Genomic DNA, 20441 nt, shown 5'->3' with positions numbered 1-20441 from the left:
ATCATCTGACCGTATTATACTAGACTACAGACCAATGCACAAGTGTGTCATGTTGCTTTATCTTTGTAAAGCATACAAAAGGAGGATTGCTATGTTATTCGTAATAGAATGTATTTTCGCATGTGGGATCTTTTCATTTATGATACTTCCCCCACTTTACAAAAACCCTGTCAACCAAATTATGTCCTATCCAAAAGAAATCAGAATGCGGGTAGAAAGTCTGCCGCAATATAAGGGGATTATAGATAAAATAGAAAAAAGACATTTATCAATAAAAATAATTTTTATATTTTTGATTGCCATTATACTTGCAGTAGTTGCGTATTTTTCCGGTGCAAAAACATTCACATCTGCATTTATACACGTGTTCATACTATTTTTAGTTGTAAATATTTACGATTTGCTGATTTTAGATATTGGACTTTTCTGCCATAGCAAAAAAACAAGAATACCTGGAACAGAAGATATGGATAAAGAATATAGAAATCCGCGGCACCATATTATAGGTGCCGGGACAGGAACTATTATAGGTGCTGTTGTTGCACTGTTATCAGGTGGTATAATACATGTTGTTTCAATATACCTTCTTGTTTGAGATACTCCGCACCGGTCTGACATATTTCCAGAACCGTTCAGGATTAAAGTAAAAGTAAATGATTCTGCCGGGGGTAGTGTCATAGCAGTAACCAGTGCCTGTGAAATCAAAAGATGCCATTGCTTTTTCAACCTTATCCTCTACGCTGCGGTTTTCCTGCTCGTAATTGAATGGCCCGTGCTCAAAAACAAGATACTCGGCCTCGGGAACGTCAGCCAGAAGCATTTGCGGCGGGATTTCTCCTTTGTAATCGACAGGAAGACGCGCGCCGTAACATTCTGTACGCGGGATTCCCCAATCGCAGAGCCGGCCGTCCGGGTCGTTCATATATGCCATAAGCTGGCCGCTGCCGCTGTTGCTTTCGCTCCCTCCGTCGTCATCCAACTTGCCCTTAATACTATCGAGTAAGCCGCAGATTGTTTCACAGTCCTGGCCCGGGATATGGCTTTGCTTTTCCCAAAAATCCCAATACCCGTTACTCTCATAATTCTTAATGTGCAAAAACTTGTGTGCCGGGATGGTTACAAAATAAATGTGAATGTCATCTGTAGTTTTTATCATACCTATCTCTCCATATCCAAAAAAGTAACGGTCAAAAGGGTTTATTTTTGTACGAAGAACGACAGGTCTTGGATGCCTCCTGTACTCACTTGGGGTTACGCCATATGTTTTTTTGAAAGCCCTGGTAAAGGCCTCATGTGATGAAAAGCCATAATCAAAAGCAATTTCCAAAATGCTTTTTCCACCGTCACGCACCTCTTTTAATGCAAAGGCCAATTTTCTGTTCCGCAGATAATCCCGAAACTGCATGCCCGATATTTCTTTAAACTTTCTGGTTGTATAAAACTCGGAATAGCCCAGCCTGCGGGAAAGGCAGCATAGAGTCAACGCCTCATCATTATAATTTTTAATACAGTTGTCAATTTCATCTACGATGATTTGTATTTGTTTCTGCCATTCGTACATTATTGTTCACCTCATCTCAATCGCCCTATAGTTATTATAAAAAAATAAAGGAATTACTGCTTGATTTTACTTGCTGTTATTTCCTGTTCTTTTCTAGTACATCGTAAAATAATTAACTGCCACATAAGCCGACCTGAATTTCCGATAGCACTGCTCCCCAAGCCTCAGCGTAGCCCGCTACGCCTGCATTTGTGGAGCAGCACTCTCGAAAATTTATCTCAGCTTATGAGCCAGTAACTTATTTTACGATATACAAGTTCGGTTTTTAGCATCCGATCTGCAATCTCCACGCCGCCGCCTTTTTGTTTAGAAGCATTTTGTGTTATGGTAATTATTATAAGTGTATAGATTCTTCATATCAAGAAGCTAATATCTGGCAGGAAGCGGTGAAAGGGCTATACTATTTATCTCATGTTAAATGGGTGATGACAGCAAGAAATGTGAAAATAGATGATCTAAAAAGCAGTACAATATGTTCAGGAGGTCAGAATGAAAACAAATAACATTGATACAATTCAAGAAGTGGTAGATTACATTGAGGAGCATCTGGACGAAACGTTGAACCTGGATAGTATTTCTGGGAAGATGCATTATTCAAAATACCATTTGAGCAGAATGTTTGTGAGTATTGTAGGCTTTACGCTGCATCATTATATCCAGAGAAGGCGTTTAACCGAAGCGGCAAGATCACTGATCTTCACGGACAAACCGATCATGGAAATTGCTTTTTGTGCTGGATATGAGACACAGCAGTCTTTTACGGCCGGCTTCAAGTCTCTGTTCAAATGCAGCCCGCAGGCGTTTCGTAAAAAGCGGGAATTTTATCCGTACCAGTTAAAGTTTACGGCTGACGGACAGTCAGGGTTAAGAGGAGATATGATGATGGATATCAGAACTGCAGAATGCGGCAGAATTAAATTAGTAGGTTTCAAGAAAAACACACGTTTTGGTTTTTTGGCTATTGGAAAGTGCTGGCGAAAACTACATGCTAAAAAGCAATTGATTTCAAACAGGAATGACATGGATTTTCTGATTGGGCTTAATGACTATACAAAATGGGATTTAGAAAATGAAAAACAGCCGGCGTTTGATTATCTGGCGGCTGCAGAAGTTGATCATATAGAGAATATTCCTGCAGGTATGGAGGCAAAAGAGCTGCCGGCATGCAAGTATATTGTCTTCAGTTTCACGGCTAAATGCGAAGACAGTCTGCAGCCGGTTGCTGATTACGTCTATAAAGAGTGGTTTCCCCAATCGACCAGTCAGCTGAATGACCATGCACGGTATGATTTTGCAAAATACGGAGAAAAAGCAGATAAGGACGGAAAAAGCCGGATCGAATACTGGGTGCCGGTATTATAAAGGGGTCAGACCCTTTTGACCTCCGTTTTCAGAATATTCTCAAATTAGTAAACAGACATCGGGCAGAAAAGCCGGTGTATACTAAATACTTCTGTAGCATCTGTTATATTGAGAATATTGATCCTGAAAGCTACTATAATAATAAGCAGTCGTCGTTAACAGCGGATATGACAAAACGGCGTCTGCAGATAGGAATTAGAGATGTACTAGCGGACAGGAGGAATTCAAATGGCAGCACCAGAAAAAATATACCCGCGGACAGGAGATAATCAGACGATCTATCTGAAAAATGCAATTACCAATCCGAATATTAAGGTTGGCGATTATACGATGTATAATGATTTTGTGAAAGCTCCCCGGGAGTTTGAAAAAAATAACGTTTTATATCACTATCCGGTCAATAGAGACCGCCTGAACATCGGAAAGTTTTGTTCTATTGCCTGTGGAGCAAAGTTTCTTTTTAACAGCGCGAACCATGCAATGGAATCACTGTCAACTTATCCGTTTCCACTGTTTTTTGAGGAATGGGGACTTGACAGAAATGATGTGGCAGACTCCTGGGACAATAAAGGTGATATCATAATCGGTAATGATGTCTGGATTGGATATGAGGCTGTTATACTGTCCGGGGTAACAATAGGGGATGGTGCCATAATCGGCGCCAGGGCCGTTGTGACAAGAGACGTTCCGCCATATACGATTGTCGGCGGAGTGCCCGCAAAAGCGATTAAAAAGAGGTTTTCTGAAGACACAATCTCCTCATTGCTCAGTTTACAGTGGTGGGACTGGTCACAAGAGAAGATTGCAGAAAATATCGCCGCAATTAAAGGCGGCCGCATTGAGCAGCTGAAGTAGCCACAGAGCCTGCCTGGAATTTCAAGGTTCGTCCAGAGCGTGTCTACACTTTATGCCCCTTTTTCGCTGTGATTTTCCTTATCTGGCGTATCGTATTCTCCGGCAGCCATGATAACACGTTTGATTTTCAAGCAGGTCAGGTCTCGGGCACGGGAAAAGGCGGCCTCCAGGGCAGGCGTTCCCGCACCAGTATTCGCAAACAGCACGGCGCAGCTGTCTTCCTGAATCAGGAGGCTCTGCTTGTGTTCAATAGAATCAGCGGGATAAGGATCAGATCCAAACAGCATAAGGTTCTGATTAATACTGCAGAGATCATTCACAAAATGAATGCGTGAAAGCAATCCATATTGGTACTCGGTTTTGCAGTACCCATTTAATTTATGGAATATATCCAGAAAATATTTTTGCGAGGAAGCTTTGGGAAGATAGAACTCTGCATGAGGGCTTGCAAACAGAAAATACTGGATCTCTCTGACCGGCTCAACGCAGCCGGCAGGAAGAATGATAATATCAATATCGTTAAGAATCGTTTCCGCCTGGGATATGTCTCTGCGGAAAGAGGTTGATCCTGAGGAAACAAACAGCAGCTTTTTCCCGCAGGCATCAATATACCAGGTAGGATTGCATAAAAAGCGTCCGGAAGACGGTGTCTTAGTAAAAGTAGAGATTTTCATGATTTACTCCTCATACAATAGCAGGCATATGTAAGTGAGCCTGGTGTTAACCTGATTTCAAGTAAGTTATTACTGAATAGATAGAGCAAAAAAACAATTTCTTCTATAATTTACCACATTACCGCAATAAAGACAAGCTAAATTTATTGACGGGTAGGGGACGCCTGTCGGGGGGCGGGAGTTCTGCAGCGGCGAGAGCAGTGGATCAAAACGTCTGCTCGCACATTGTACTCCTCCAGCCAGTCCTATCTTAGTTGCCGTTCCCATCCGCTTTTCCCGATAATGTCCTCCCCTCCAATTCTTTCCCATTTTTTGCATAATTCCCGCATCTAAGACGCATCCTATTCAGAAGAATGTATTGAGGTGAATAGTATGGTTGAAAAATCAATTTGGAGTATTTCTGCATCGTCTGCAAAGTATCCCCCGCTGCATGGCGATATTGAGACGGATACGGTTATTATAGGCGGAGGGATGGCCGGGATTCTGACGGCTCATTTTCTGGAGCAGGCGGGGATGAAGTGCGTGGTTCTGGAGGCGGACAGAATCGGGAGCGGGCAGACGAAGAATACCACGGCTAAGGTGACTTCCCAGCACGGGATGATATACGACAGGCTGCTGCAGAACGAGGGGATGGAGAAGGCGGGGCTGTATGCCGCTGCGAATCAGGAAGCGGTTGAACGATACCGAATTTTGGCGGAAAAGTATCAGGGGGACATTGGATGGAACCCGTGTCCTGCTTATTTGTATACCATGCAGGATACGGGCGCGCTGCGGCGGGAACATGAGGCGGCAAAACGGATCGGGATGGGGATGCAGCTGACAGAGAAGACGGAACTTCCGTTTCAGGTAAAACTGGCCTTGAAACTTGAGGGGCAGGGACGGTTTCATCCTCTGCGGTTTTTGTATATGCTGGCGGAGGAACTGACTATATTTGAGCATACAAAAGTAACTCATGCAGAGGATCATACAGTCGTGACAGCGCATGGAACCGTACATGCGCAGCGGGTCGTGTTTGCCTGCCACTATCCTTTTCTTAACAGTCCGGGATATTATTTTATGCGTATGCATCAGGAACGAAGTTATGTGCTGGCGGTGAAAAAGGCCGCTTCGTTGGAGGGGATGTATTACGGGATAGATGAGGACGGATTATCTTTCAGAAGCGCAGGAGAAAACCTGCTGATTGGGGGCGGGGGGCACCGCACCGGCAAAAATACAGCCGGGAATTCTTATGAATATCTAAGCAGCAGGGCGGAGGCCTTATGGCCGGAATGTAAAGAAACAGCCCGCTGGTCTGCACAGGACTGCATGACACTGGATGGGATCCCTTATATCGGAAAGTACAGTAAAAGCCAGCCGGACTGGTATGTGGCTACAGGATTTGGCAAATGGGGGATGACCAGCTCCATGGTATCCGCCATGATCCTGACCGACCTGATCTGCGGACGGCAAAACCAGTATGCGGACGTATTCACCCCCAGACGCTTCCACCTGCAGTCTTCTGTGGGCACCTTACTAAAAGAAGGCGGCTATGCAGTTTCCGGCCTTATGAAACAGCTGGCTGCAATACCAAAGGAGAAGCTTGAGGATCTGAGGCCGGGGCATGGCGGGATCGTAGAGCATGACGGAAATAAATACGGAGTGTACAGAGAAGAAACGGGAAAACTCTTTGCAATTTCTACAAGATGTCCCCATCTGGGCTGCCAGCTCGCCTGGAATCCCGATGAAAAAAGCTGGGACTGCCCTTGCCATGGATCACGGTTTGATTATCGGGGGAAACGGCTGGACGGTCCGGCACAGAATGACCTGGAATGTCATATCAGAAAGGAGAACTAGATGAAGGAAAAGTATTTTCATGGGACAGGTAAAAAAGGGCCCTATTTTGAGGGATGGTATCTGAAGCACCAAAATAAAGGGAAAACCATTGCATTTATACCGGCTGTACACGCAGATAAAGAAGGAAACTGGACGGCTTCCATCCAGGTGGTCATGGATCATGGTGCATGGAATTTTACGTATCCGATCGAAATGTGCCAGATTCACGACGATAAATTTCAGGTAAGAATCGGAGAGAATTTATTTAGTGAAAAAGGCATCTTAATCAGTATACACACGGATGAACTTACTGTAGAGGGGAAAATAGCCTACTCGGGTTTCCATAAAATCAGGGGAGATATTATGGGGCCGTTCCGGTTCTGCCCATTTATGCAGTGCAGCCACGGAGTGTTAAGTATGGCGCATAATCTGAAAGGTTCCCTGAGGGTCAACGGGAAAAGGATGGATTTTACCGGGGGAAGAGGTTATATAGAAACGGACAGGGGAAAATCTTTTCCCGAAACATATCTCTGGACCCAGTGCGGATTCGGGGAAATACAACATACAAAAAAGAAGAAACGCCATGGGACAGGGAAGCGTCAGTATGCATTCGAGAAGAAAACGAAGGAACGCTTTCAGAAAGAAATGAACAGTATTATGGCATCTGTTGCAGATATACCATTCCTGGGAATGCACTTCAAAGGCTGTATTGCTGCGGTTCATTACCAGGGCAGGGAATACCGCATGGGCACTTATTTTGGGGCACGGATCACGGAATCCCGCGAGGGGGCCGTGACTTTGAGACAGGGAAAGCTCCTGCTGAAAATCAGGAAACTAGGGGAAAAGTCTCATGGGCTAAAGGCCCCTTATGAGGGGCGCATGGACCGGATTATAAAAGAGAGTCCGTCCTGCAGTATGGAATATCAACTGTGGAAAGGGAAAAGGCAGATCTTTCACCTCATCTCTGAGCAGGCTTCCTATGAGCAGGAATTTTCATAAAATCCGAGGCGGTATATTTCTAACATTTTTGTTATAGAAGACTGCTGCGGACAGAAAGTATGATACAATGTACGCAAAGTGTACATTAGGGAGTGGTAAAAATGAAAATTCTGATTGTTGAAGATGATATGACGCTGGCAAAGGAACTGGTGCTGTTGTGTGAAAGGTGGGGATTTGAAGCTGTTTATGCGAAACAGTTCGATGATATTACGAATGAATACATCAGTAGACAGCCGGATTTGATTCTGATGGATATTAACCTGCCAAGCTTCGACGGGTTCTACTGGTGTGAAAAGATACGCCAGATTTCTAATGTACCGCTTCTGTATCTTTCAAGCAGAGACCAGAATGCGGATAAGGTGATGGCCATGGCAGCAGGCGGGGACGATTATGTGGAAAAGCCATTCGACCCGGAGCTGCTCCTGCTGAAGATCCGGGCCATGCTGCGCCGGGCCTATGAGTATACGACCAATGAGAGAACCTATCTGAACGGCGGGATGTATTATGAGAGCGGGCAGTTTGTATGCAACGGAATGAATGTGGATCTGACAAAGTCGGAGAGTAAGATCATGGCGGCGCTGCTCTCCAAAAAAGGGAGCGTGGTCAGCAGGGAGAAGCTGATGCAGCAGCTTTGGAATACGGACGAGTTTGTGACGGATGCTTCGCTGAGCGTTCTTGTTTCGCGGCTCCGTGCAAAGCTGAACGAAGTGACGGGGGGAAGCGACATTATTGTAACGAAAAAAGGTATGGGGTATTATATAGAATGAAAAATTATCTCAAAGAGAAGAGACGGGGCATTCTGGCGGGGGCGGCAGTCCTGGCCGCCATCAATCTGTATTTTGGGGTGCTGTGCGCCCGCAGCGTAAATTTCGGGGATTTGCTGTATCTGGATGGAATCCTCCTGGCCGCAGGGCTTTTTTACCTAGCACTTGATTACAGAAAATGGAAGCAGATATCCTGCATTCTGGACGATGAAATACATAAGAACAGGGAAGAAGCCAGCCGTCTGCTCGGCGGCAGGGTTACAGAAGTGCTGTGCAGGATGGAAAAAGAAAATGCGGAAGATATCAGCGCGCTGCAGGAGGAACGGGAGGGGCTGACCGACTACATTACAAGATGGGCGCACGAAGTTAAGCTGCCGCTCTCCGCGTTGGGACTGATGAATGAGAGGAACCCCGACAGTGAACTGCAAGAGGAGATGCAGGGATGTCTGGAGCGGATCCAGCAGCTTTTAAACACCATGATGATGAGCAGCAAACTGAAAAATATGGAAAATGATGTACGCTATGAGAGGGTTTGTCTGGAGGAAGCGGTCAATGAGGCTCTGAAGAATCAGTCATATTTCCTGATCCGGGAGCATTTTCAGATTGAAAAGAAACTTGAAGGTGCCGTGGTTTACAGTGACCGGAGGTGGCTTGTCTATATGCTGGATCAGCTCATCGGAAATGCGGTTAAATATAGAACAAAACAGCCGGCGCTCACCTTTGAGGCAAGATGTATTTCAGCCGACGAAGTAGAGCTTACAGTGAAGGACAACGGGATCGGAATCGCAGAAGGTGAGATTCCATACATTTTCGACAGAGGTTATATTGGAAGCAATCTGAGAAACGGTGATTATCGCTCTACAGGTATGGGGCTTTACTTCGTGAAGGAGACAGCCGAACATCTCGGGATCCGGCTGCAGGTATATTCCAGGCCGGAGAAGGGCACCCGGTTTACACTTCATTTTTCAAATAATACAGCATTTTTTAACATGAACATAGAGGCAGAGAGAGCGGCAGAAGAATGAACACAGCTTTGGCAGATGGCATTGCAATAATCCGGTAATCTTGCAGAAATGTTAGATATAGGAGGGGACTGTTATCCGGATGAAAGGATTTTTAACCCTCTTTTTGTTACAATTTTAGTGATAAAAGGAGGTATTCGTGATATGAAAAAAATAATGGAAATTAGAAATCTAGTAAAAAGTTTCGGAAGAAAAGATTATGAATCCCAGGTTTTGAAGGGAATCAATCTGGACATTCAGGAGCAGGACTTTGTTGCCATCATGGGGCCGAGCGGCGCAGGGAAATCGACTCTTCTGAATATGCTCTCCACACTGGACAAACCAACCAGGGGTCAGATATTTCTGGATGGGGAGGATGTTACAAAAGCGGACAATAAACGGCTGTCCATTATACGCAGGGATAAGATCGGTTTCATTTTCCAGGAATATAATCTGCTGGACAATATGACGTTGGAAGATAATATCGCTTTGCCGTTGTCTCTGAATGGAGTAAAGAGCAAAGAGGTGCAGAAAAGGGTGATGAATATGGCAAGGCTTTTCCAGCTGGAGGAGCATCTGTCAAAATACCCTTACCAGCTCTCCGGCGGGCAGAAACAGAGAGGGGCAAGCGCCCGGGCCCTGATCACGGAGCCAAAGATTATCTTTGCCGATGAGCCGACCGGAGCGCTGGACTCCAGATCCAGCCGGGATCTGCTGCAGAGTCTGAAAGCGGCCAATGACTCCGGGCGGGCAACGATCCTGATGGTGACACATGACGCCTACACGGCAAGCTACGCAAAGCAGGTCTATATGCTTTCTGACGGACAGGTACAGTGCCGGCTGAACAGCATGGGGGACAGAAAAGTCTTTTATGAAGAGATTATGGAACTGCTTGCTTCCATGGGAGGTGAGCGGTAGATGAGTTTGTGCAGACTGGCATTTTCCAACTTTAAGAGAAGTGTAAGGGAATATGCGGCGCTGATTATGTCCCTTGCATTTTCAGTTTTTATATTTTTTAATTTTCAAAATATTATCTATTCGGACTCCATGGACGTCCTGAACAGTATGAACAAAGACTACATTGACCTGGTCGTACATGCGGCATCCGTAGTATTTGGGGTGTTTTTGTTCTTTTTCATCTGGTATGCCACAAATGTATTTCTCAACCAGAGGAAGAAAGAGATCGGAATCTATACGTTTATGGGGCTGGATAATGTGCGCATTGGGAAAATGTACGCGCTTGAGGCATTTTTTATCGGTATATTTTCCCTGCTGGCGGGTCTGCTGGCCGGGACTGTATTTTCTAAATTATTTCAAATGCTGCTGATGAAACTGTCGGAGATTAGCGTAGATGTCCGGTTTTCATTTACGATAAAACCGGTTCTTATCACATCAGCTGTATTCTTTATCATATTTGGCATGATGATACTGAAAGGATATGTATCAATATCAAGGAGCAGCGTACTGAGTATGCTTTCCGGTGCAAAGCAGGAAGAAATGAAGCCGGAAAAAGGATGGATGGCCGCCCTGAAATCTGCAGCGGGATTGGCGGTACTGGGTGCAGGTTATATGTGTGCAATAAAAACCGGGAATCTGGATACTCTGTCGTATGCACTGCTTGCTGTAATACTGGTAATTGCAGGAATATATCTGTTGTTTGGCGGTGCAATTCCTTTCTTTATCAGAAAGCTGACGAAAAACAAGAAATTTTTGTATCAAAAGCAGCGCAGCCTTTGGGTGAATAATTTGTCCTTCAGAATCCGGAGAAATTACCGCACTTATGCCATGGTTACGATTCTGATGATCTGTTCCGTAACGGTGCTGGGTACAGCGATCGCCCTGAAGCAGCGTTATGATAAGATGGTGCATTTTCAAGAGACCTTCACATATCAGGTCGTAAGCTCACATGAGATGGATATGGAAGAGATGGAAGAGGGAATATCGAAGGAGAATAAAGTGGAATATAAAGCGGAGGCATCTTACCTGCTTCTTGACCCGAGTATGTTCCATACGAAATATGTGAATTCTACTTATGCAATCATCCCTTTCTCTCAAATGAAAACGATTGCGGAAGAGGCGGGCATGCCTTTTGATTATACGGAATTGAAACAGGATGAGACAATTAAACTTTCGCACATCATTCTCATGAGCTTTGCAGGGCAGGAGCAACAGGACGTCCAGATCGGAGACAATTCTTATCATATTATTAAGGAAGACGATACCCCATATTTGGGCGCCATGCAGGAGCAGATGAGTATTTATGTGCTCAACGATGAGGTTTATAAAGAACTGGAGCCTAAGGGGATCCTGCTGCACATGTATAACTTCAAAATTGAAGATCCGTCGAATGCAGACGCATCCAGGACTTATCTGAGGAGCCTTTCCAAAACGGATGAAAACGGGCAGATGCAGGTGGGAGTTAACTTTTCGGGAGCCGATAGTGAGAAAGAAACTTGGATACGGGTTTTGTATTCCCTATGTATCTTTATGTTTGTGACGCTGATCCTGGCAGGAGGCAGTATTATCTTCATCAAGCTGAACAATGATGCCTATGAGGACCGTGACAGGTACAGGATTCTGCGAAAACTGGGAATCCCCGGTGACACTCTGTATAAGTCCATGAAAAATGAGATACGGTTTACTTACTATTGTCCGTTTGTGCTCATGGCAGTATCCTCCTGGTTTGCAATTCGTGCGCTGGGAAATGTAATGAAAGAAGATTTGTTCCGTGTGAATATTTACAGCGCGGTTTCTATACTGGTTATATTTACACTGGTTTATTTGGTATCGGTGCGGGTTTTCAGGGGGAAGGTTTTGGATACGTAGGATTGGGAAGAGCGTCCGCGAAAGGAAGGGATAGCCGCAAGCCGCCCAAGTGCACATATGCCGCCTCGAAATGCGGACGCCAACCTAAGAAATTCTAGGAAGCCGGCAGCCGGGAAATTGGGGTACGGCTGACACATCACGAGAAATCCTGATGATTTCTCGCGCTGGGTCAGCCGATTTTGTGATTCGGTGATCACAAAATCACCCCACTTTCCCGGCTGCCGGCCTCCAAGAATTTCTAAGGTTCACTTTAGCGTTTCGAGGCGGCATATGTGCACTTGGGCGGCTTGCGGCTATCCCTTCCTTTCGCTGGGTGCATCCAATCGGTTGGATAGGGTGGCAACTTGGGAGGATACTTTTAGGGGGCAGCGTATTGATTTGTTTGGTGATACAGTATGGAAACGGTACTATGAAAGAGAAAGTTGTACCTTGTTTTGTGGTTTGGCTGCGGATCCTTCTGTAGGGAATGGGTTAGGAAATGCTTTAGGGTGCCTTATTTTGGCTATGCTGCGGTTCTGCCTGTGCCACTAATTTCCGGATTAGATGTGGGGTGAAATTTGATTATAGAAATGGGCGCTGGTAAATTTATAGATATTTTATTTGTAACAGAAAGGGAATTATGGTAGAGTGAATGTACCCAAAGAATAGTCTGTGGGGCATTTCAAACATTCTTTATATTCAATGATATATGAGATTGTCTATCTCATTCTTTCAGGCAGATTCGCCGGATTATTCAATGTTTGAAAAATAGAACTTAAAATTGAAGAAAGGTGATGCGTATTGGAAGTGTAATACTTGTCGATCGAAACGATGGTTTGCATTAAAAAAGTCTGACAAGGAGAAATTGAATATGGGGAAGAGTAACGTATATATGAAGCGCTGGCTTTCAGATAAAAGGCGTTTTGCGGATTTGTTAAATGGCTCTCTTTATCAGGGAGAGCAGGTTTTTACGGCAGAAAATATGGCGGTTGAAGATGGGGAACAGGGATTGGTGCTTAAGAAGGCAGATGGCAAGGAGATCACGGTGCAAAGATACCGTGATATTATGATGAGAATGGATGACGGCACACGGATTGTAGTACTGGCATGTGAGAACCAAGGGGAGATACATTATGCCATGCCTGTACGGGAAATGCTGTATGATGCCTTAAGTTATGCAGATCAGATCAATGAATTGCGGAAAAGTCATAGGGAAAAGAAAGATATGAAAGTACCGGCAGAATTTCTTTCCGGTATGAAGAGGACAGATTTTTTATCGCCGGTTCTGAATATTGTTTTTTACTATGGTGAGGAAGAATGGGATGGGAGTACGGATTTGCATGGATTATTGGGATTAGACCGAAAAGAGTATAAGCTGCTGACGAAGTACGTACCCAATTACAGGATCAACCTGATAGACCCGAAAAAGCTGGAAAACCTGGAGTGTTTTCAAACAGATTTACAGATGATATTCGGCATGTTAAAATGTAGAAAAAACAAAGAAGAATTGAAACGCTATGTGCAGAATAACAGGGCATATTTTGTGCAGGTTGATCAGGACTCATATAATGCCGTTTGTGTAATGCTGGGATCGACACAACATTTGAAAACGGTAAAGACGGAAGAAGGAGGGAACGTTAATATGTGTAAAGCGTTGGAAGATTTATACCAGGATGGCGTAGAAGAGGGAATCGAGAAAGGACTCGAAGAGGGACTAGAGAAAGGAATCAAAGTATTGGTACAGGATTATATAGAAGAAGGATACAGCAAAGAAATAATCATGGATAAGTTAATCAGGGGCTTCTCATTAAACAGGGAAGAGTCCAGCAGGTATTATGAGCGTTTTGCTAAGCCCGCAAGGTAGCGGGGTGTCTGAGGAGTACATGAAATAGAGAATGTAAAGGAGATTTTGTATGAGTATCTTAAATGTTGAACACCTCTCCCATGGATTTGGAGACCGTGCTATTTTTCAGGATGTTTCTTTCCGGTTGCTTCGGGGGGAGCATATTGGCCTGATAGGTGCCAACGGGGAAGGAAAGTCTACATTTTTAAATATTGTAATTGGAAAACTACAGCCGGATGAAGGCAAGGTTGAGTGGGCAAAGGATATCCGTGTTGGCTATCTGGATCAGCATACGGTTCTGGAAAAGGGGATGACGGTGCGGGATGTCCTGAAATCAGCATTTTCTTATCTCTTTGAGTTGGAGGAGAAGATGAACCGTATCTGCGAAAGTCTTGGAGAGGTAGATGCGGATGAGATGGAGAGTTTGATGGAGGAACTGGGGACGATTCAGGATACACTGACTCTGCACGATTTTTATGTCATTGATGCCAAAGTTGAGGAAGTGGCACGCGCTCTGGGACTGCTGGACTTGGGCCTTGACCGGGATGTGACGGATCTCAGCGGCGGACAGAGGACAAGGATTCTGCTGGGTAAACTCCTGCTTGAGAAACCAGATATCCTGCTGCTCGATGAGCCGACGAATTATCTGGATGAGGAACATATTAACTGGCTGAAACGGTATTTGACAGAATATGAGAATGCATTTATTTTGATCTCACATGATATTCCTTTTCTGGATGAGGTTGTCAATATTATTTACCATATGGAGAATCAGAGCCTGGACCGCTATGTGGGGAATTACGAAGATTTCCAGAGGATTTATGAGGTGAAAAAGTCCCAGCTTGAGGCGGCATACAAGAGGCAGCAGCAGGAGATCAGCCAGCTGAAAGATTTTGTTGCCCGTAACAAAGCTAGGGTTTCTACAAGAAATATGGCCATGTCCCGTCAGAAAAAGCTGGATAAAATGGACGTCATAGAGTTGGCGGCAGAACGTCCGAAACCGGAATTTCACTTCAAACAAGGGCGCACGCCGGGAAAATATATATTTGAGACAAGAGATTTTGTAATCGGATACGATGAACCACTGTCAAAACCACTCGATATTTCTCTGGAAAGAGGGCAGAAGATTGCTCTGACCGGTGCCAATGGGATTGGAAAGACCACCCTCATCCGCAGCATCATGGGACTTGTAAAGCCGCTTAAAGGCGGCTGCGAGCTGGGCGAGAATCTTTCTGTCGGATATTTTGAACAAGAGGGAGACGGAAACAACAAGACAACATGTATTGAAGAAATCTGGAGTGAATTTCCTTCATTTACCCAGTATGAGGTGCGATCCGCGCTGGCAAAATGTGGATTGACTACGAAGCATATAGAGAGCCAGGTCCGGGTATTGAGTGGCGGGGAGCAGGCGAAGGTGCGTTTGTGCAAACTAATCAACCGGGAGACAAATGTGCTGATGCTGGATGAGCCTACCAACCATCTGGATGCGGAGGCGAAGGAGGCCCTGAAAGAGGCGCTGAAAGAATATAGGGGAACAATACTGCTGATCTGTCACGAACCCGAATTTTACCAGGATATCGTCCAGGAAGTCTGGGACTGTACCCGATGGACGACTCGGGTGGTTTAAGGAGGAGATGTTGATGGATGCTCATGAAATGTTGGAAAAAGTGAAGAGTGGGGAAGTGTCTGTGGAGGAAGCCGAGCAGTATTTTCGCCGTGAGCCTTTTGAGGAACTGGGATATGCTAAGCTGGATACGCACAGGAAGCTGCGTTCAGGATTTCCAGAGGTAATATTCTGCAGTGGTAAGGATACGGAACATCTGCTTCATATTTATCAGAAATTATATGAGGAAGAGGGGGAGGTGTTTGGCACCAGAGCTTCAGCGGAACAGTTTGAGTTGCTGCGGGAGACACTGCCCGAACTTGAGTATGACCCGATCTCCCGGATTATGAAAATAGAGAAGAAAGTAAAAGATCATGTTGGCAGGATTGCTGTCTGTACAGCAGGTACGGCAGATATTCCTGTGGCTGAGGAGGCAGCACAGACCGCAGAGTATTTTGGAAGCAGGGTGGAACGTATCTATGATGTGGGGGTCAGCGGCATTCACCGGCTGATGTCCCGTCTGGATGTGATTCAGCGTGCAAATTGTGTGATTGCCGTGGCAGGAATGGAGGGGGCCCTGGCCAGTGTCATGGGAGGACTTGTGGATAAACCGGTGATAGCGGTTCCCACGTCTGTAGGTTATGGAGCTAATTTTCATGGATTGTCGGCTCTGCTTACTATGATTAATTCTTGTGCGAATGGAATTGCGGTTGTGAACATTGATAATGGATATGGGGCGGGATATATCGCTACACAGATTAACAGATTGGGGGAGAGAAAATGAGCAGGGAATTGTATTTAGAATGTGCCTCGGGAATAAGCGGTGACATGTTTACAGCAGCGATGCTTGATCTGGGCGCTGACCAGGAAGTACTGAGAAAGGCGCTCAACAGTCTGCGGCTGCCCGGATATAGGGTGGAAATCAGCCGGGTTATGAAAAGTGGTCTGGCTGCATGTGACTTTTCAGTTCATCTGGATGCAGAACATGAGAACCATGATCATGATATGAACTATCTGCACGGGAAGGATGCAGGGAATCATGTGCATGGAACCGAACATAGTCATGTGCAACACCACTCTCATCAGCATATACACGAACACCGGGGGCTGGCAGATATCATGGCGGTTATAGAACAGGCAGACCTCAGTGATTATGCCAGAAACACAGCCGTCCGTATTTTTGAGGTTCTGGCAGAGGCTGAGGCAAAAGCTCATGGAGTTTCTATTGACCAGGTGCATTTCCATGAAGTTGGCGCCGTGGATTCGATTGTGGATATTGTTGCAGCGGCGGTATGTCTGGATAATCTGGATATAAAAGAGGTGATTGTCCCGGTCCTGAATGAAGGAACCGGATTTGTCCGCTGTCAGCACGGTATGATACCTGTTCCGGTTCCTGCTGTTGCGGCCATTGCGGAAAAATATGCCCTGACGCTTCGTATTCATGATATGGAGGGTGAATTTGTGACACCCACCGGCGCGGCCATTGCAGCAGCGGTCAGAACGAAAGACCGGCTTCCGGAAAAGTTTACGATTCTGAAGACCGGCCTGGGAGCTGGGAAAAGGACATATGAAAGGCCAAGTCTGCTGCGGGCGATGTTGATTCAGGCGGAGCAGGACCATAAAGATTGTATATATAAACTTGAAAGTAGTATAGATGACTGTACGGGAGAGGCATTATCTTTTGTAATGCAGAGACTCCTGGAGCTGGGAGCAAAAGATGTATATTTTACTCCGATTTATATGAAAAAGAACCGTCCGGCGTATCAGATTAATGTTATCTGCGCAGAAGAAGACATCACAAAGCTGGAAGAGATTATGTTTATGGAAACAACGACCATTGGAATCCGGAGGATAAAGATGGAGCGCTCAATTCTGAAACGAGAGCAAAAAGAGGTGGTGACTTCTCTGGGGCGGGCAGCTGTAAAGATTTGTGAGCTTCCATCAGGAAAAAGGATATACCCGGAACATGACAGCGTGGCTGCGCTGAGCAGGAAAAGCGGACTTTCATGGCAGGATGTTTACCGATTGATTGTGAGGGAGTGCGATGGAGATGTATGAGGATGCGCAGAACATGTTGCTGGATAAAAGGAAAAAAGTTCTGTTTACGGCAATGGAAAAATACTGCGGAGAGGATGCTGCCGTTGCATTTTCCGGCGGAGCGGACAGCAGCCTGCTTCTGAAACTTGCATGCGAGTGTGCCAAAAAGCAGGGAAATAAGATTTATGCAGTAACGGTACAAACAGAACTTCACACACAAAATGATTTAATAATAGCTGAAAAAGTGGCAAAAGAAACTGGTGCGTTTCATATAGTCCTTTATGTAAATGAACTTGAGGAAGCGGGAATAGAGTATAACCCCGAAAACAGATGCTATCTCTGTAAAAAACTCCTCTTCACCAAAATACGTGAAGAAGTTTCCCGGCTGGGGGTGGGAAGCATAATGGAGGGGACGAATGCAGATGATCTTGGCATGTACCGCCCGGGTATCCGGGCAATTCGTGAATTAGGTATAGAAAGTCCGCTGGCAGAGGCGGGGCTGACGAAAGAAGAAGTACGCAGACTGGCAGCTGCTTACGGAATCTCTGTGGCAGAGCGTCCGGCATCTCCATGCATGGCGACACGTTTTCCCTATGGAACCAGACTGGACAGGGAGAAAATGAAAGCAGCGGAACTGGGGGAAGCGTACATCCGGTCCATGGGATTTTACAATGTACGCCTGCGGGTTCATGAAGATGTTGCCCGCATTGAGGTGGATGAGGCGGCCCTGGGGCAGGCGCTGCAGCACCATATAGAGATATCGGAGTATATGAGAACCCTTGGATTTCGGTATGCTGCGCTGGATTTGGAAGGATTCCGTTCCGGCAGTATGGACGAGAAACATAACGGTAAAAAAACAGAGGACGGTGACAATAACATAAGCAAGTAAAAGTGCGATATCCGTCGTGAAAGCAGGCACAACTCTGACGCAGATATCAGGCACTTATTACTGAAAGATTAATGCACTGCTGTACAACCGGGGTACAAAGCTTATGTGCATTATTTATAAAATTTGTTCGGATCTTGTAATTCCTTTCCTTCTACGGCAGTGTTAAAGTGAAAACACAATGGGAGAGGAGGCAGCAGCAATGATATTCAAAAATATGGAATTTCATAATGTGGAGGAAATCATAGAGTGCAGGAAGGGGTATGCAATGCAGCGTATTCCTTCTTTTGTATCGGAAAAACTAAATGAAGGGGCGCGAAACGGCTCCTGCCGTTTTACCACAGGAGTGGAAATCAGATTCAGGATGCAAAGTGATACTGTAAAAATAACGCTGTCCGCGGAGAAAGATATTGAGGCCCAGACTGCTTTTATTTATTATGGTTCCTTTCAGGGGGGATGGCAGAAGTCATCCGCTGCACTTACAGAGGAAGGTACTGCAATTGAAATTAAAAAGGCTGAAAATATAGAGCTGCTGAAGACACTTACAGAGAAAAAAAGGCTGCCCTTCCATCCCGAAATCGTAAGGATCGTACTGCCATACGGCACCTGCTATTTTAAAGAAATAATTGGGGATATACAGCCGCCGCAGAAATCGGAACTGCCGCAAAGGACATATCTTGCCTATGGTTCTTCTATCACCCATGGAAGCCTGGCATTGTCTGCGCCCTGCTCCTATCCCTTTCAGATCGCCCGCAGGCTGGGGACAGATTATCTGAATCTGGGATTTGCGGGAACTGCATTTCTGGAACAGGAGATGGCAGAGTACATTGTCAGCAGAAAAGACTGGGATTTTGCCTCTGTAGAACTGGGGATTAACATGACAGACGGCAGGTTTTCCACACATTTTTTTGAGGATAGAGTAAAAAAATTCATCGAAGTATTGGCTTCGGATTCAAGAAGAATATACTGTACAAATATCTTTGGAAACAATTATATTGACAATAAACTTATAAAAGTTTACAGGGAAATAGTGAGGGAATATGCGTCTAATAAGCTGATCTTTACGGACGGATTGGAACTATTAAACAGAGAAGAGTTTATATCAGAGGATCTGGTACATCCTTCAGTGGAAGGAATTATGGAAATTGCAGAGAACTGGTCCCGTATTATGGCGGAAAGCTCTCTGCCGTAAGTCCACGGGAAAAAGGCAAAGATTAAGTTATTCTGAACGGTATCGGTATTCAGTCGGCGTTACGCCAACCTCTTTTTTAAAGGTAGTACAGAAGCTGTGTTCGCTGTGAAAGCCGCAGCTGAATCCTATATTTTTTACCGTATCCCGGCTGCTTTTTAAGTAAAATTTTGCAAGGTTAATGCGTGATATCAGGATATATCTGTAAGGGGTATATCCTGTTTCTTCTTTAAACTTCCTTGTGAAATAGAATGGGCTCAGAGAAACACGGGCAGCAAGTGCATTCAGCGAGATGTCTTCGTCCAGGTGGCGGTGAATGTATTTCAATGAAATATCCATAAAATCAGATGCAGTTTTCTGCTTTTCCCTGCGTTCCTTTGAAAGTCCGAGAAGAGTGAGTATCTGGGAGATGTCCTGGGAGATCAGCAGCTCATTGATGTTGTTCTTTTTTAAAAGCGTTTCATATAAACGGTTCCATATGGCTTCTAATTGGGCCGGACTATCCAGAAGTGTATAGAAGAATGGCATATCGTTTCTTAAATAGTCAAAAAAAGCGCGGCTGTTTCCGCCGTCAAAATGAATCCACTCCAGTTCCCACACTTCGGATGTCTGGTATAGATGGGGGCAGTAACAGTCCAGAAGACATACTTCGCCCGGATGCAGCTCTCTGGTAATTCCGCCTGCGTTAATGGTACCTTTCCCCCTCTTTGTATACAGAAGCAGAAAACTGTCATAACTTGTTCTGTCAACTTTATATCCGGCGCTGCAGTAAAAATGTCCGATACATAGGGGGTAATATAAAAAATCAGGAATACAATTCATGGTCGTGTGAAAATAAATTGTGGAATTAGGGGAAACCCCTTCATTAAATGAATGGCTCATATGCTCTGCCTTTCTGGATTCTGCTAAATCTCAATGTAACAATAGAGGATTTGTTTTGCTAATTATAGGATCTGAGTAAAAACTTGTCAAGATTATGCAGAGCAATTTTTTGATATAAATGGGCAAAGAAATCTAATGCCAGAAACGAGGGAACAGGGTAAGATGAAA

At 45.1% G+C, this 20441-nt stretch carries 18 protein-coding genes; 15 read left to right on the top strand and 3 right to left on the bottom strand.

Translation table 11 applies throughout. The features are described from left to right. Positions 1–91 precede the first annotated feature (91 nt). A complete protein-coding gene (locus BN1938_RS23595) occupies positions 92–595 on the top strand; it encodes a hypothetical protein (RefSeq protein ID WP_082202699.1) in 504 nt (167 codons plus the stop codon). On the opposite strand, the gene BN1938_RS01460 is transcribed toward BN1938_RS23595, so the two are convergent. Then, positions 575–1561: a helix-turn-helix transcriptional regulator gene (locus BN1938_RS01460; protein ID WP_050638892.1), complete on the bottom strand. Its 987-nt coding sequence runs from the start codon at positions 1559–1561 to the stop codon at positions 575–577. The two genes, BN1938_RS23595 and BN1938_RS01460, sit on opposite strands and share 21 nt — an antisense overlap. A gap of 489 nt (positions 1562–2050) precedes the next feature. On the opposite strand from BN1938_RS01460, the gene BN1938_RS01455 reads away from it, so the two are divergent. Together BN1938_RS01455 and BN1938_RS01450 are read left to right on the top strand one after the other, a co-directional pair. Then, positions 2051–2923: a helix-turn-helix domain-containing protein gene (locus BN1938_RS01455; protein WP_050638891.1), complete on the top strand. Its 873-nt coding sequence runs from the start codon at positions 2051–2053 to the stop codon at positions 2921–2923. Between the two features lie 228 nt (positions 2924–3151). Further along, the gene (locus BN1938_RS01450; protein WP_050638890.1) at positions 3152–3778 is read left to right on the top strand and encodes a CatB-related O-acetyltransferase; all 627 of its coding nucleotides are present in this window, start codon (positions 3152–3154) and stop codon (positions 3776–3778) included. A 50-nt stretch (positions 3779–3828) separates the two neighbouring features. Here BN1938_RS01450 and BN1938_RS01445 read toward each other — a convergent pair whose 3' ends face one another. Continuing rightward, on the bottom strand, positions 3829–4452 hold the full coding sequence (locus tag BN1938_RS01445) for a hypothetical protein (RefSeq protein WP_050638889.1): 624 nt from the start codon (positions 4450–4452) through the stop codon (positions 3829–3831). Between the two features lie 372 nt (positions 4453–4824). Here BN1938_RS01445 and BN1938_RS01440 point away from each other — a divergent pair, with 372 nt between their 5' ends. The 12 genes from BN1938_RS01440 to BN1938_RS01385 all read left to right on the top strand — a co-directional run bounded on the left by BN1938_RS01440 (position 4825) and on the right by BN1938_RS01385 (position 19394). Continuing rightward, on the top strand, positions 4825–6285 hold the full coding sequence (locus BN1938_RS01440; RefSeq protein WP_050638888.1) for an FAD-dependent oxidoreductase: 1461 nt from the start codon (positions 4825–4827) through the stop codon (positions 6283–6285). Continuing rightward, positions 6286–7263 (top strand): hypothetical protein, encoded by a 978-nt coding sequence (locus BN1938_RS01435; protein WP_050638887.1) that lies wholly within the window; start codon positions 6286–6288, stop codon positions 7261–7263. Positions 7264–7364: 101 nt separating this feature from the next. Beyond that, positions 7365–8030 carry a DNA-binding response regulator gene (locus BN1938_RS01430; protein ID WP_050638886.1) on the top strand — a complete coding sequence of 222 codons (666 nt, stop codon included), beginning with the start codon at positions 7365–7367 and terminating at the stop codon, positions 8028–8030. Then, the gene (locus BN1938_RS01425) at positions 8027–9052 is read left to right on the top strand and encodes a sensor histidine kinase (RefSeq protein WP_050638885.1); all 1026 of its coding nucleotides are present in this window, start codon (positions 8027–8029) and stop codon (positions 9050–9052) included. Before BN1938_RS01430 ends, BN1938_RS01425 begins: the two co-directional genes overlap by 4 nt. A gap of 141 nt (positions 9053–9193) precedes the next feature. Next, a complete protein-coding gene (locus BN1938_RS01420; protein ID WP_050638884.1) occupies positions 9194–9946 on the top strand; it encodes an ABC transporter ATP-binding protein in 753 nt (250 codons plus the stop codon). After that, positions 9947–11854, top strand: coding sequence for an FtsX-like permease family protein (locus BN1938_RS01415; RefSeq protein WP_050638883.1), 1908 nt, complete (start codon positions 9947–9949; stop codon positions 11852–11854). A gap of 850 nt (positions 11855–12704) precedes the next feature. After that, positions 12705–13697 carry an Rpn family recombination-promoting nuclease/putative transposase gene (locus BN1938_RS01410; RefSeq protein WP_050638882.1) on the top strand — a complete coding sequence of 331 codons (993 nt, stop codon included), beginning with the start codon at positions 12705–12707 and terminating at the stop codon, positions 13695–13697. A gap of 49 nt (positions 13698–13746) precedes the next feature. After that, on the top strand, positions 13747–15303 hold the full coding sequence (locus tag BN1938_RS01405; RefSeq protein ID WP_050638881.1) for an ABC-F family ATP-binding cassette domain-containing protein: 1557 nt from the start codon (positions 13747–13749) through the stop codon (positions 15301–15303). A 13-nt stretch (positions 15304–15316) separates the two neighbouring features. Beyond that, positions 15317–16063: a nickel pincer cofactor biosynthesis protein LarB gene (gene larB / locus BN1938_RS01400; protein ID WP_050638880.1), complete on the top strand. Its 747-nt coding sequence runs from the start codon at positions 15317–15319 to the stop codon at positions 16061–16063. Continuing rightward, positions 16060–17337: a nickel pincer cofactor biosynthesis protein LarC gene (gene larC / locus BN1938_RS01395; protein ID WP_050638879.1), complete on the top strand. Its 1278-nt coding sequence runs from the start codon at positions 16060–16062 to the stop codon at positions 17335–17337. The genes larB and larC overlap by 4 nt, the downstream gene beginning before the upstream one ends. Further along, positions 17324–18205 (top strand): ATP-dependent sacrificial sulfur transferase LarE, encoded by an 882-nt coding sequence (gene larE, locus BN1938_RS01390; RefSeq protein ID WP_330581528.1) that lies wholly within the window; start codon positions 17324–17326, stop codon positions 18203–18205. Before larC ends, larE begins: the two co-directional genes overlap by 14 nt. A 199-nt stretch (positions 18206–18404) precedes the next feature. Next, complete coding sequence (locus BN1938_RS01385) at positions 18405–19394, top strand: GDSL-type esterase/lipase family protein (RefSeq protein ID WP_242843781.1); 990 nt, start codon at positions 18405–18407, stop codon at positions 19392–19394. Positions 19395–19421: 27 nt separating this feature from the next. On the opposite strand, the gene BN1938_RS01380 is transcribed toward BN1938_RS01385, so the two are convergent. Further along, complete coding sequence (locus BN1938_RS01380; RefSeq protein WP_050638877.1) at positions 19422–20273, bottom strand: AraC family transcriptional regulator; 852 nt, start codon at positions 20271–20273, stop codon at positions 19422–19424. Between the last annotated feature and the right edge of the window lie 168 nt (positions 20274–20441).

It is taken from the genome of Eubacterium sp. SB2, from assembly GCF_001244405.1.
Lineage (GTDB): Bacteria > Bacillota > Clostridia > Lachnospirales > Lachnospiraceae > Faecalicatena > Faecalicatena contortus_B.
The sequence above is the reverse complement of the archived record's forward strand: the minus strand, read 5'-3'. Positions and strand labels throughout refer to the sequence as shown.